10 protein-coding genes are annotated in these 13,129 nt (G+C 69.0%); 7 read left to right on the top strand and 3 right to left on the bottom strand.

Annotation, left to right across the window (positions count from 1 at the left end; all coding sequences use genetic code 11):
* Positions 1-70: 70 nt before the first annotated feature.
* From AT701_RS12595 to AT701_RS12580, 4 genes are read left to right on the top strand one after another with little or no spacing between them, the layout of a single operon-like run.
* Positions 71-775, top strand: coding sequence for a maleate cis-trans isomerase family protein (locus AT701_RS12595; RefSeq protein ID WP_003893856.1), 705 nt, complete (start codon positions 71-73; stop codon positions 773-775).
* The gene (locus AT701_RS12590; RefSeq protein ID WP_011728381.1) at positions 772-1,938 is read left to right on the top strand and encodes a M24 family metallopeptidase; all 1,167 of its coding nucleotides are present in this window, start codon (positions 772-774) and stop codon (positions 1,936-1,938) included. Before AT701_RS12595 ends, AT701_RS12590 begins: the two co-directional genes overlap by 4 nt.
* 3 nt (positions 1,939-1,941) lie before the next feature.
* Positions 1,942-3,141, top strand: a complete 1,200-nt coding sequence (locus tag AT701_RS12585; RefSeq protein WP_003893854.1) for an aminotransferase-like domain-containing protein — start codon at positions 1,942-1,944, stop codon at positions 3,139-3,141.
* Between the two features lie 4 nt (positions 3,142-3,145).
* Positions 3,146-4,318, top strand: a complete 1,173-nt coding sequence (locus tag AT701_RS12580) for a M20 family metallopeptidase (RefSeq protein ID WP_011728380.1) — start codon at positions 3,146-3,148, stop codon at positions 4,316-4,318.
* Here AT701_RS12580 and AT701_RS12575 read toward each other — a convergent pair.
* Positions 4,315-7,173 (bottom strand): FAD-binding and (Fe-S)-binding domain-containing protein, encoded by a 2,859-nt coding sequence (locus AT701_RS12575; protein WP_058125922.1) that lies wholly within the window; start codon positions 7,171-7,173, stop codon positions 4,315-4,317. The two genes, AT701_RS12580 and AT701_RS12575, sit on opposite strands and share 4 nt — an antisense overlap.
* Positions 7,174-7,238: 65 nt before the next feature.
* Here AT701_RS12575 and AT701_RS12570 point away from each other — a divergent pair, with 65 nt between their 5' ends.
* Together AT701_RS12570 and AT701_RS12565 are read left to right on the top strand one after the other, a co-directional pair.
* A complete protein-coding gene (locus tag AT701_RS12570) occupies positions 7,239-7,961 on the top strand; it encodes a maleate cis-trans isomerase family protein (RefSeq protein WP_014877404.1) in 723 nt (240 codons plus the stop codon).
* Positions 7,958-8,680 (top strand): GntR family transcriptional regulator, encoded by a 723-nt coding sequence (locus AT701_RS12565; protein WP_011728378.1) that lies wholly within the window; start codon positions 7,958-7,960, stop codon positions 8,678-8,680. The genes AT701_RS12570 and AT701_RS12565 overlap by 4 nt, the downstream gene beginning before the upstream one ends.
* Positions 8,681-8,695: 15 nt before the next feature.
* Here the strand turns inward: AT701_RS12565 and AT701_RS12560 are convergent, their stop codons facing one another.
* Positions 8,696-10,156: an NAD-dependent succinate-semialdehyde dehydrogenase gene (locus tag AT701_RS12560; protein ID WP_058125921.1), complete on the bottom strand. Its 1,461-nt coding sequence runs from the start codon at positions 10,154-10,156 to the stop codon at positions 8,696-8,698.
* An 88-nt stretch (positions 10,157-10,244) separates the two neighbouring features.
* Here AT701_RS12560 and AT701_RS12555 point away from each other — a divergent pair, with 88 nt between their 5' ends.
* Positions 10,245-11,498: an aspartate aminotransferase family protein gene (locus tag AT701_RS12555; protein ID WP_011728377.1), complete on the top strand. Its 1,254-nt coding sequence runs from the start codon at positions 10,245-10,247 to the stop codon at positions 11,496-11,498.
* A 59-nt stretch (positions 11,499-11,557) separates the two neighbouring features.
* Here AT701_RS12555 and AT701_RS12550 read toward each other — a convergent pair whose 3' ends face one another.
* Complete coding sequence (locus tag AT701_RS12550) at positions 11,558-12,964, bottom strand: MFS transporter (protein WP_003893847.1); 1,407 nt, start codon at positions 12,962-12,964, stop codon at positions 11,558-11,560.
* Between the last annotated feature and the right edge of the window lie 165 nt (positions 12,965-13,129).

Raw genomic sequence — 13,129 nt, 5'->3', positions numbered from 1 at the left:
GGATTGTCAACAATAAGTTGCGGGGAATCGACCCCAGCCCCACACTGATGCAATGAACGAGTGCCCGCCCTTGGAACAAACCGGAATCGGCGTCGTCGTGCCGTACGACTTCGCGCTTGACCGGGAACTTTGGCGCTGGGTGCCAGAACACATCAGCTTGCATCTGACCCGCACCCCGCACGTCCCCCTTTCCGTCACCATGGAGATGGCGATCTACGTCTCCAACCCCAACCTCTTGGCCCAGGCATCGGCCAGCCTGCATGCCGTCGCGCCCGTCGTCACCGCGTACGCCTGCACGTCGGGCAGCTTCGTCTCCGGGGTGACCGGGGAGACCGAGATCGTCGCCGCCATGACGCAGGCCGGCGCGCCTGCGGCGCTGACCACCAGTGGCGCCCTGTTGACGGCGTTGCGGCATCTCGACGTCTCCTCGATCGCGGCGGTCACGCCCTACACCGCAGACCTCACGAGCGGGCTCGTGTCCTTCCTCGGCGAGGCGGGGATCGGTGTCACCGCGGCCGCCGGCCTCGACCTGACCACACAGATCTGGACGGTGCCGTACGAGGTCACCGCCGAGCTCGTGCGCAGCATCGACCGCCCCGACGCCGAGGCCATCTTCATCAGCTGCACCAACCTGCCCACGTACGACGTGATCGCCAAGCTGGAAGAGGAACTCGGCAAGCCCGTCCTCAGTGCCAACCAGGTCACGATCTGGTCGGCGCTGAGAGCCGCAGGGCACAAGGCCGTCGGCCCCGGACAGCGCCTGCTGGCCTCATGATCGCGGACCCGGCTGAGTACGCGGGTCGCCTACAGCGCGTGCACGAGCGCATGCGGACACAGTCACTGTCTGCGCTCGTGGTGTGCGACCCGGCCAACATCTTCTACCTCACCGGCTACGCCGCGTGGTCCTTCTACACCCCGCAGTGCCTGGTGGTCCCCGCCGACGGCGATCCGCACCTGTTCCTGCGGGCGATGGATGCCGCCGGTGCGGCGTCGCTGTGCAATGTCGCGGCCGAGCGCATCCACGGCTACCCCGAGGATCTGGTGCACCGGCCGGACACCCACCCGTTCAGGTGGATCGCCGCGGCGGTCAGGTCGCTGATCCCCGCCGGTGAGCCGGTGGGCGTCGAAGGCGACGCCAACTACTTCTCCCCGCGCGCGTACTTCGCGCTCGCAGAAGGCCTTCCGGCGAACCGTCTGGTCGACGCCGGGGAACTGGTCAACTGGGTCCGGCTGGTCAAGTCCCCCTACGAGATCGGTCAACTGCAGATCGCCGGTGCCATCGCCGAACACGCCATGCGGACCGCGTGTGAACGAATCGAGCCGGGCCGCAGGCAATGTGACCTCGTCGCCGACATCCTCACCGCACAGACCATCGGCGTGGACGGGCACGGCGGCGACTTCCCGGCGATCGTGCCGATGCTTCCGACCGGTGACGCGGCCGGGACGCCCCACTGCACCTGGACCGACCAGCCGTTCCTCGACGGCGAGGCCACCACGATCGAACTGGCCGGGGTCCACGGCCGTTACCACGCACCCCTTGCCCGGACCGTCATGCTCGGTGAGCCGCCGCAACGCCTGGCCGAGACCGCGAAGATCACCGCCGAGGCCATGCAGGCGACGCTCGAGGCGATCCGGCCCGGCGCCACGGGCGCTTCCGTACACCGCGCGTTCGACGACGTGATCCGGCCGCACGGGCTGCGGAAGGATTCTCGGCTCGGTTACTCGATCGGCATCGGGTTCCCACCCGACTGGGGCGAGCGCACGGTCAGCCTGCGTCGCGAGGACACCGCCGAACTCGCCGCGGGCATGGCGTTCCACGTCATCCTCGGAATGTGGATGGACGGCTGGGGCTACGAACTGTCCGAGCCGATCGTGGTCACCCCCACCGGGTTCGAGCGCCTGACGAACCTGCCACACGAACTCACGATCAGGAGGTGACCGATGAGGTCGTCCACACTCCCCTACGCCACCCGCGCCGCCGGTTTGGTCGGCTCGGTGATCGATTCCAGTACCTCGTTGCTGCACAAGCAGACCCACGACATCGTGCGGTTCGCGATGGGCAGTCCCGCAGCCGAGGCCGTCCCGTCGGAGATCCTGGCCGGTATCGCCGCTCATCAACTCAGCAGACCCGACGCCTACGACTACGCGGCCACCGAAGGTGACCCGCCGCTGCACGCCGCGCTGCTGGACATGCTGCGAGGCACCAGCGACGAGACGACCGCCGAGCGCTTGACCATCACGGCGGGCGGCATGCAGGGCCTCGACCTGTTCTGCAAGATCTTCGTCGACCCCGGTGATCTGGTCACGGTCGAATCCCCCACGTACACCAACGGCAGCGCGACCGCGCTGTCCTACGGCGCCACGCTGCTGGAGGTGCCGGTCGACGACGAGGGTATGGACGTCGACGCGCTGGAGCGGCTGGTCGCCGACGCGGGCCGCAAACCCAAGGCCATCTACACGATTCCGACGTTCCAGAACCCGTCGGGCGTGACGATGTCGCTTGAGCGCAGACTGCGCCTGCTCGAGCTGGCGCGCGACTGGGGGTCGATGATCCTCGACGACGATCCCTACGGGCTGCTGCGGTTCGCGGGCGATCCGCTGCCGACGCTGCGCGAACTGGGCGGCGGTGACCCGCTGGTGTTCTCGGTGCGGACGTTCTCGAAGATCGTCGCACCGGGCCTGCGCGTGGGATGGGTGGACACCGACCCCGAACTGCAACCGCTGCTGATCAACGCCAAACAGGCCATGGACACGTGCACCAACCTTCCCGCGCAGCGCCTGCTCGCGGGTTTCCTCACCGGCGGGCACCTCGCGGACCACCTGGTGACGCAGCGGGCCGAGTACAGGCGCCGCAAGGAGGCCATGCACGCGGCGTTGCACGAGCACTTCGGCGGCATCGCGCGGTGGACCGACCCTGACGGCGGCTTCTTCCTGTGGGTCACCCTCGACGGGGATGTCGATGCGACCGCCCTGTTCGATGTCGCCCTCGCCGAGGGTGTCGCGTACATCCCCGGTGCGGCGTTCTCACCGTCCGGCCGGTTCGCCAACGCGCTGCGCCTGTGTTTCGCGTCGACGCCACCCGAGCGGATCCGTGAGGGCATCGCGCGGCTGCGCCGGGCGGTCGAGAAGCTCAGGCCCTGAACCCGTGGGCATCTCGGCATACGAGCAGGCCGTGCTGGACCGTCTCGACGAGACGCTGATGGTCGACCTGACCGTCGCGCTGGTGCGGTCGGCAGGCGAGAACCCGCCCGGTGAGGAGGCAGCGACCGTCCGGACACTGGCCGACGCGGCCGCGGCGCTCGATCTGGAGGTCGACGAGACCCAGGTCGAACCGGGCCGCGACAACATCAGCGTCACGCTGAACGGCGGTTCCGGACCGGGCCTGCTGATGCTCGGTCACACCGATGTCGTGCCGGCCGGAACCGGTTGGACCACAGACCCGTTCGGCGGTGTTCTGCGGGACGGCCGCATCTACGGGCGTGGTACGTCGGACATGAAGGGCGGGCTCGCCGCGGCGCTCGCCGCGATGGCGGCGCTGCGCGGGGCCGGGCTCAGCGGCCCTGTGGAACTCGCGGCGCTGGTCGACGAGGAGGAGAACGGCAAGGGCATCCGCGCGTATGTGGACGCTGTCCACAGGAACTACCTGGGCTGCATCACCGCCGAGCCCACGGATTTGCAGACGATCATCGGCGCCCGCGGCGCCTCCTACGTACGCGTCGAGATCCATGGAAAGGCCTGCCACGCCGGCAATCCCGATGACGGGGCCAACGCGATCTACGGTGCGGCGGCGGCGATCGCGGAGATCGAGCGGTTGCACCGGGAACTCGCGCGGCAACCGCATCCACTGTTGGGCGCGGCGACGTGGAGCGTAGGGCAGGTGCACGGCGGCACCGCGGGCGCCATCGTCCCCGACGAGTGCGTGCTGGTCGCCGACCGCAGGCTGTTGCCAGGCGAATCAGGCGCGGACGTGGTCGACGGCCTGCGCACGCGCCTCACCGGACTGGCCGATCGCGGTCTGAGTGTCGACGTGTCGATGCCCATGGAGATGCCGCCTTTCCAGACCCCCGCCGACGCCGATCTGGTGCTGACCGCCGAGTCCGCGCTCGCCGACGCCGGCGGCCCCGGCCTGCCCGTCGGGGGCTGGACCGCCGCGTGCGACGGCGGGTTCATCGCGCGTGATCTCGGCGTGCCCGTCGTGGTGCTGGGCCCGGGCTCGGTCACCGAGCAGGCACACCGCGCCGACGAATCCGTCGCTGTCGAGCAGCTTCTCGTCGCGGCGCGTGCGTATGTGCTGACGGCGCTGCGGTTGTTGGGCTAACCGCGACGCAGCGCCGCGGCGATCACCTGCGCGAGATGCACGGGCCGCCGTGGTGTGCCCTGGGCGATCTGCGTGCGGCAGCTGAACCCGTCGGCGACGATCGCCGTCGTCGGCGCCGCGTCGCGCACGGCGGGCAGCAGGACCCGCTCACCGGCGGCCTTGGACACCTCGTAGTGTCCGCGTTCGAAGCCGAAGTTTCCTGCCAGACCACAACATCCGGAATCGGGTACGGTCGCCTCGATCCCGGCCGCAGCCATCATGGCCCGTTCGGCGTCGAACCCGAGCACTGCATGTTGATGGCAGTGGGTCTGCACCAGCGCCTGCCCGCCGACGTGCGGTGGCTCCCAGTCCGACAGGAACTGCGCGAACGTGTGGGTCGCGTCGGCCACGGCCTGCACCACGGGGTTCCCGGGCAGCAACGCGGGCGCGTCGTGACGCAGCGCCGCAAGGCAACTGGGCTCCAGCCCGACGACCGGCATGCCGGCGGCCACCTGTGGTGCGACGGCGGCCAGCGTGCGCTCGAGCACCTTCTTCGCGGTGCTCAGCTGGCCGGTGGAGATCCAGGTCAACCCGCAGCACACCGGCTTGTCCGGCAGCACCACGTCGTATCCGGCGGCCTCCAGCACCTCGACGGCCGCGCGGCCCACCTCAGGGGCAAGGTAATTGGTGAAGGTGTCGGGCCACAGCAGGACGGGCCCCTTCGCGCCACCGGTGACCGGCGTGCGGCCGGTGAACCATTCGGTGAACGACTGCTCGGCGAACGCCGGGACCTCGCGTTCCGGCGCGATCCCGCCGAGTCGCTTGGTCAGCGGGAGCCGTGCGAGCCTGTTGACCAGGCGCGGTGCCTTGGCCGCGATACGCGCCGAGAGCGGCAGCCAGCCCATCGACCAGTGCGACAGCGGGCGGGCCCACGGGCGCCGCGCGTAGTGGTGGTGGGTGAATTCCGCCTTGTACGTGGCCATGTCGACGTTGACCGGGCAGTCGGACAGGCAGCCCTTGCACGACAGGCACAGATCGAGTGCGTCACGCACCTCGGTCGAACGCCAGCCGTCTGCGACCACGTCGCCCTGCAGCATCTCCCACAGCAGGCGCGCCCGTCCACGCGTCGAATGCAGTTCCTCGCGCGTGACCTGATAGCTCGGACACATCACACCGCCGGAATGCTGACGGCACTTACCGATTCCCACGCACCGGCGTTGCGCCTGCGCGAAGTCGTGATCGTCGTCGGCGTAGCTGAACAAGGTGAGCAGCTTGCGGTCCTTGGCGGGTCCGTCGTGCCGGATACCTGCGTTGACCGCGGGTGGGTCGACGATGACGCCGGGATTCATCACCCGGCCGGGATCCCAGATGTCCTTCATCTCGGCCAGCAGCGCCACACCGTCGTCGCCGTACATGCGGCCGAGCAACGCCGAACGTGCCCGCCCGTCGCCGTGTTCACCGGACACCGAGCCGCCGAGCGTCACCACCAGATCGGTGGCCTGTTCGACGAACTCACGGTAGGTCGCGAGTCCGGCCGAGCTGAGCAGGTCGAAGTCGATGCGCATGTGCATGCAGCCCTCGCCGAAGTGCCCGTAGGAGGCACCCGAGAGTCCGTGGCGGCCGAGCAGGTCGTCGAGTCCGCGCAGGTAGTCACCGAGGCGCTGCGGTGGGACGGCGGCGTCCTCCCACCCGCCCCACGCCTCGGCACCGTCGGCCCGGCGGGTCGCGAGGCCTGCCGCGTCGGTGCGGCACCGCCACAGCACGCGCTGCGCGGCCGGTTCGGTGACCAGCGACGACGTGGCAGGCGACCCCGAGTCACGGAGTTCTTCGCGCATTTTCTCGGCCGCCACGGCCGCCGACGCGCGGTCGGCACCGCCCATCTCCACCAGGAGCCACGCCCGCCCCGGCGGCAGCCCGGCTTCGGTTGCGGCCGTGCGCACTTCGGCAGGTAGGCGTTCGACGAGGTCGATGTTGATCGATTCCATCGTGAGCGGTTCGTGCCGCAGCACCACCGGGACACACTCGGCCGCGGTGACCGAATCGGCGAAACCGAGCACGCACAACACTTTCGCGGCCGGCAGCGGGGTCAGCGCGACCGTGGCCCGCAGGGTCGCGGCGAAACCGCCCTCGCTACCGCACAACAACCCCGCGACGTCGTATCCGTTCTCCGGCAGCAACCGGTGCAGCGCGTACCCCGAGATCTGCCGGGTGAACTGCCCGAAGCGCCTGCGGATCACCAGTTCGTTGCGGTCGGCGAAGCTCTGCAGGCGGCGGTGCAGGTCACCTTCGCGCCCGGGCCGCGCGGCGAGTTCGGCGCGGTCGCCGACGGATTCGACCGTGCAGCGCGTCCCGTCGGGCAGGAGGATGTCCAGCGACCGCACATTGTCGGCAGTGGTCCCCCAGGCCACCGAATGCGCGCCGCACGCGTTGTTGGCGATCATCCCGCCGAGGGTCGCCCGGCTCGCCGACGAGGGGTCGGCGCCGAACGTGAGCCCGTGCGGAGCGGCCGCCGCGAGCAGGTCGGTGAGCACCACGCCCGGTTCGACGATCGCCGTGCGGGTTTCGGCGTCGATGTCGAGGATGCGGTTGACGTGTCGCGACGCGTCGATCACCACACCGCCGATCGCGTTGCCCGCCATCGACGTTCCGGCGCCGCGCATGGTCACCGGGGCGCCCGCGGCGGCGACCAGCGTGACGGCGGTCGCGAGGTCCTCGGCGTCCGCGGGGACGACGACGAGATCGGGCACGGCGCGATAGTTCGACGCGTCGGCGGCATACAGGGCACGGCTTCGGGTGTCGGGTCCGACCGTGCCCCGCAGTTCGGCTGCCAAGGCTCGGGCCAGACTGCGCACGTCGTAGGAGGCGGAGGTTATCATTGTCGACAATCTATCAATTCGCCCGAGCGTGTCTCGGGTGAGCCTCGAGGGATCAAGGAGAAAGCATGGTCACAGTCGGCCTCCTCTACCCCGGCCACAGCGCCGAAGACGATTTTCCGGCACTGGAGTCTCGAGTAGGCGGAACGGTCCGACTCCCCGTGGTGATCACCTCGGTCGGCGAAGACGCCCACCGGGTCGACGCGCTGCTCGACCTGGGACGCAGCGAACGTCTCGCCGACGGCGCGGCGCAACTCGCAGCCGAGAAGCCCGACGCGGTGATGTGGGCGTGCACGTCGGGCAGTTTCGTGTTCGGTCCTGAGGGCGCCCGCGAGCAGGCGGCCGGAGTCGCGGCCGCGTCCGGTGTGCCCGCGTCGTCGACCTCGCTCGCGTTCGTCGACGCCGCGAAACACCTCGGCATCCGCCGGGTCGCGGTGGCCGCGTCGTATCCCGAGGACGTCGCGCAGCACTTCGTCGAATTCCTGCGGGCGGGCGGCATCGAGGTGGTGACCATGGGCAGCCACGGGATCATCACGGCCGCCGAGGTCGGCACACTGGAGCGCGACGACGTGATCGCGATGGTCAAGGCCGCGGACCACCCTGAGGCCGATGCGGTGCTGGTCCCCGACACCGCGATGCACACCCTGGCGATCATCGAGGATCTGGAGACCGCGGTCGGCAAGCCCGTTCTCACCGCCAACCAGGTGACGATCTGGAAGGGCATGGAACTGCTGGGGCCGGTGCCTGTCCTGCCCGGATTGGGCACCCTGTTCGAAGGGGGCCGGCAATGACGAGCTATCTCGAGCCGCTCGAGCAGCAGTCGACGCCGAGCCTGATCGCCGACAAGCTGCGGCAGGCGATCGGTGCCCGCGAGTTCAAGCCTGGCCAACAGCTCAGTGAGGCCGCACTGGCACAGAAACTCGGCGTGAGCCGCGGACCGCTGCGTGAGGGCATGCAGCGGCTCACGCAGGAGGGGCTGCTGGTGTCGATCCGTCACCGCGGCCTGTTCGTCATCGAGATGACGCCCGACGAGGTGTGCGACATGTACCTGGCCCGCGAGGCCATCGAGCGCGCGGCGGCCGCCAAGATCCTGCGCGGTGACCACGTCGCGGCGGGCGACGCGCTGCTGGAGATCGTCGAGCAGATGACGAAGGCGCGTACCCCGGCCGAGAACAGCGAGGTGGACATCAGATTCCACATCCGCCTGGTGGAACTGTCCGACAGCCCGCGCCTCAGCCGCATGCACCAGACGTTCATCACCGAGACCCAGATGTGCATCCACGCACTCGACGAGTCCTACTCGGTCTCGGACTTCCGCAGCGAGGAGCACCGCGCCATCGCCGCCGCGATCAAGGCCGGTGACCGCGAGCTCACCGACGAACTGCTGATCGCCCACATGGACGACGCGCTCAACCGGCTGATCCCGCCGGATGGCAACGGCAACGGCGACGGCAGTGGCAAGGGAAAGGGCAAGCGCAAGGGCAACAGTGATGGCGGCGGCAAGGGGTGACGCCGCCGCCCCACCTCACATCTTGATACCGACGTACTTGGTCTCCAGGAACTCGTCGATACCGACCGCGCCGCCTTCCCGTCCGAGGCCGGATTCCTTGATGCCGCCGAACGGCGCCGCGGGGTTGGAGACGATGCCCTGGTTGAGCCCGACCATGCCGGTTTCGAGTGCCTCCGCGACGCGCAGCGCGCGACGCAGGTCATTGGTGAAAACGTAAGAGACGAGCCCGTATTCGGTGTCGTTGGCGGCGGCCACGGCCTCTTCCTCGGTATCGAACGGCGTCAGCGGCGCGACCGGCCCGAAGATCTCCTGGCCCACCATCTCCGCGTCGCGCGGCACACCGCTGAGCACCGTCGGCGGATAGAAGAACCCGGGACCCGACGGCGCCGAGCCACCGGTCAGCACGGTGGCGCCACGCTTGACCGCGTCGTCGACCAGCGACGTGACCTTCTGCAGTGCGGCCTCGTCGATCAGCGGCCCCACCCGCACACCGTCCTCGGTACCGCGCCCGACGGGCATCTCCGCCATGCGCTCGGCGAGGCGCCTGCCGAACTCGTCGATCACCGACGAGTGCACGAACAGCCGGTTGGCGGCCGTGCAGGCCTCCCCCATGTTGCGCATCTTGGCGAGGATCGCGCCCTCGACGGCCTCGTCGAGATCGGCGTCCTCGAACACGATCAGCGGTGCGTTGCCGCCGAGTTCCAGAGAGGTGCGCAGGATCTTCTCGGCGCACTGCTCCAGCAGCATGCGCCCCACCTTGGTGGACCCGGTGAACGAGAGCTTGCGCGCCAGACCGGACCTGACGAGAGGTTCCATCACGCCGCCGGCGTCCATGGCGGTGACACAGTTGACGGCGCCGGCGGGCACGCCGACCTCCGAGAGGATGTCCATGAGCGCCAGCATCGACAGCGGGGTCTGGTGGGCGGGTTTGATGACGCTCGTGCACCCGGCCGCGATGGCGGGCCCCAGCTTGCGGGTGCCCATCGCCATGGGGAAGTTCCACGGCGTGATGAGCAGGCACGGCCCCACCGGCTGCCGCGCGATCAAGAAGCGCGACCCGCCCGCGGGCGCGGTCTGGTAGCCGCCGTCGATACGGACCGCCTCGGCGGCGAAGTGCCGGAAGAACTCTGCGGCGTAGGTGATCTCACCGCGCGCCTCGGCGAGGGGCTTGCCCATCTCGAGCGTCATCAGCAGCGCCAGGTCGTCGATGCGCTCGTGCAGCAGTTCGAACGCCCCGGTGAGCATGTCGGCGCGTTCACGCGGCGGAAGAGCGGCGAACTCCGGTTGCGCGGCGACGGCGGCGTCGAGTGCCGCACGGCCGTCCTGCGGCGAGGCGTCGGCGACCGCGCACAACACCTCGCCGGTCGCCGGATCGAGGACGTCGAATGTGGCGCCATCTGTCGCGTCCACCCACTTGCCGTCGATGAAGAGCCGCTTCTGAACGCCGCTCACCACGCGGTTCTCGTGCTCCGTCATGAGACCCCTTCCACCGGCACGCGCCGATCGATACGCTGATTGTCGACAATCTATCAATACCCATCGACACAACACGCAAGGGGACACAGTGACCGAACTTTCGCAGGCCCTCAAGCAGGCAACCGGCGTGATCGCCGCCCGCGGCGAGGGCGTCCTGCTCTACGACGAACAGGACCGCCGATACCTCGATTTCACCGCGGGTATCGGTGTGACGAGCACCGGACACTGCCATCCCCGGGTCGTCGAGGCCGCGCAGCGACAGGTGGGGACGCTCATCCACGGGCAGTACACCACGGTCATGCACCGGCCACTGCTCACCCTGGTGGAGCGGCTCGGTGAGGTGCTCCCGGCCGGGCTGGACCGGATGTTCTTCGCCAACTCCGGCAGCGAGGCCATCGAGGCCGCGCTGCGGCTCAGCAGGCAGGCCACCGGCCGTCCCAACGTCATCGTCTTCCACGGCGGCTTTCACGGCAGGACCGTGGCCGCGGCGTCGATGACCACCTCCGGCACCAAATTCCGGTCGGGGTTCAGCCCACTGATGGCCGGCGTGCACGTATCGCCGTTCCCCGATCCCACCCACTTCGGTTGGCCCGTCGAACAGACCACCGATTTCGCACTCTCGCAACTCGATTACGTGCTGCAGACGGTGAGCGCGCCGGCCGACACCGCCGCGTTCTTCGTCGAACCCGTGCTGGGCGAGGGCGGTTATGTTCCGGCCAACGAGCGTTTCCTCGCCGGACTGCGGGAACGCGCCGATGCGCACGGCATCCTGTTGGTGCTCGACGAGGTGCAGACCGGATACGGCCGCACGGGAAAGTTCTGGGGCGGCGAGCATTTCGACGCCAAACCGGACATCCTGGTGACGGCCAAAGGCCTGGCGTCGGGCTTCCCGCTGTCCGGGATCGCCGCGTCGTCGGAGTTGATGGCCAAGGCGTGGCCGGGGTCGCAGGGCGGCACCTACGGGGCCAACGCGGTGGCCTGCGCGGCCGCGATCGCGACCCTCGACGTGATCGCGGACGAGAACCTCGTCGCCAATGCCGCGGAGCGCGGCGCACAGCTCAAGCAGGCTCTGCAGACGGTCGCCGACAAGCACGAGCAGATCACCGACGTCCGCGGACTCGGGTTGATGATCGGCAACGAATTCCGCGACGCCGACGGCAAACCCGACGGCACCACCGCGGCCGCGGTGCAGCAGGAGGCGGCCCGCCGCGGGTTGCTGCTGCTGACGTGCGGCGCGTGGGGTCAGGTGGTGCGCTTCATCCCCGCGCTCGTCGTCTCCGCCGATGAGGTGGAAGAGGCCGCGGGCATCTGGGCCGACGCCGTGAGCGCCGTCGTGTCCTGACCGGTTCGCGACATGAGTTGACCCTCGGCGGTTTTCACGCCGAGGGCCAACTCATGTGGTCAGGCGGGCGCTGTCGGGCGGGCGTGGTAGGACAGTGCCCGCGGCGCCTCTGCGGTGCCGGGGATGTGCGTGCCGTTGATCGGGCACCGACTGGTCTCGGGAACCGAGATCAAGGCGATGGCGCCGACCACGCAGGCCGCCATCATGTAGTAGGCGGGAATGAGACCGTCCCCCGTCCTGCCGATGAGCCATTCGTTGACCGCGGGCGCGGTTCCGCCGAACAGCGACGTCGAGACGTTGTACGCGATCGCGAAACCGGCGTACCGCACGTGGGTGGGGAACATCGCCGGGAAGGTGGCCGAGATCGTCGCCAGCTGAGGCACATAGAGCAGGCCCAGCACGGCGAAGCCGATCACCGCACCCGCCATACCGGTGCCCATCAGCATGAACATCGGCAGGCCCGCGACGAAGAGGCCGGCGAGCGAGAACCACCACAGCGGTTTGCGTCCGACGCGATCCGACAGCCTGCCCGCGAACGGCAGGAACACCATCATGGTCAGCATGCCGATGATGGGAACCACCAGCGACGAGTCGGTCGACAGGCCGATCTCGTTCTCCAGGTAGGTCGGCATGTAGCTGAGCAGCGTGTAGTTCACGACGTTCAGCGCGACCACCAGGCCGGCCAACCGCAGGATCGGCCGCCAGTACTCCACGATCAGATCGCGGAAAGCCTTGGTGGCCTGCTCCTCCGTGCCGCCCTTCTCCGCAAGCTCCCGGAAAACCGGGGTGTCCTCCAGGCGGGTCCGCAGATAGATCCCGACCAGCCCGAGCGGGGCGGCGACCAGGAACGGCAGGCGCCAGCCCCAGGCCTGCATGTCGTTCTCGCCCAGCACCAGTGAGCACCCGAGCATGAGAAGCGCGCCCAGCGAGAATCCGGCCAGAGTGCCGAATTCGAGGAAGCTGCCGAGGAATCCGCGCTTGCGGGTGGGTGCGTACTCCGCCATGAAGGTTGCCGCGCCGCCGTATTCACCGCCGGTGGAGAAGCCCTGGATCATCCGCAGCACCACCAGGGTGATGGGCGCCCAGATCCCGATCGACGCGTACGTCGGGACCAGTCCGACACACAGCGTCGCGCCTGCCATCATCAGGATCGTGATGGCCAGGACGCGCTTGCGGCCCAGGCGGTCACCGAGCGGTCCCCACACGAAACCGCCGAGAGGCCGGACCAGGAACGAGACCGCGAATGTCATGAGCGCGAGCAGCGTGGCGGTCCCGGCATCGCCCGGGAAGATCGCCGCGGAGATGTACGTGACGCCGTAGGCGTAGATGCCGTAGTCGAACCACTCGGTCGCATTGCCGATGGCCGATGCGGCCACCGCCTTCCGTACGACTGCGGGGGGTTGATCGCCGACGGCGGGTGGTGAGGTGTGTTCGGAGCCGTTCTCGGAGCCGTTTCTGGAGCCCACGGGCCCTCCTCGTCGTGCATCGACACTGAACGGACTGACCGCATACGTGCGATCGGGTCGCGATGAGATCATCCGACCAGGTCGTAGTTTTGTTGACAATCTGAAGATTGTCACGGTTCGGGGTGATCGGCAAGACGACTACGACATACGTTCCCGCCTGCAACG

The organism is Mycolicibacterium smegmatis (assembly GCF_001457595.1).
GTDB lineage: Bacteria > Actinomycetota > Actinomycetes > Mycobacteriales > Mycobacteriaceae > Mycobacterium > Mycobacterium smegmatis.
The sequence above is the reverse complement of the archived record's forward strand: the minus strand, read 5'-3'. Positions and strand labels throughout refer to the sequence as shown.

Bases quoted from the DNA above. Each gene is read 5' to 3' on its own strand.
- AT701_RS12590 (WP_011728381.1), top strand. From the start codon at position 772: ATGATCGCGGACCCGGCTGAGTACGCGGGTCGCCTACAGCGCGTGCAC.
- AT701_RS12585 (WP_003893854.1), top strand. From the start codon at position 1,942: ATGAGGTCGTCCACACTCCCCTACGCCACCCGCGCCGCCGGTTTGGTC.
- AT701_RS12575 (WP_058125922.1), bottom strand. From the start codon at position 7,173: ATGATAACCTCCGCCTCCTACGACGTGCGCAGTCTGGCCCGAGCCTTG.
- AT701_RS12570 (WP_014877404.1), top strand. From the start codon at position 7,239: ATGGTCACAGTCGGCCTCCTCTACCCCGGCCACAGCGCCGAAGACGAT.
- AT701_RS12565 (WP_011728378.1), top strand. From the start codon at position 7,958: ATGACGAGCTATCTCGAGCCGCTCGAGCAGCAGTCGACGCCGAGCCTG.
- AT701_RS12560 (WP_058125921.1), bottom strand. From the start codon at position 10,156: ATGACGGAGCACGAGAACCGCGTGGTGAGCGGCGTTCAGAAGCGGCTC.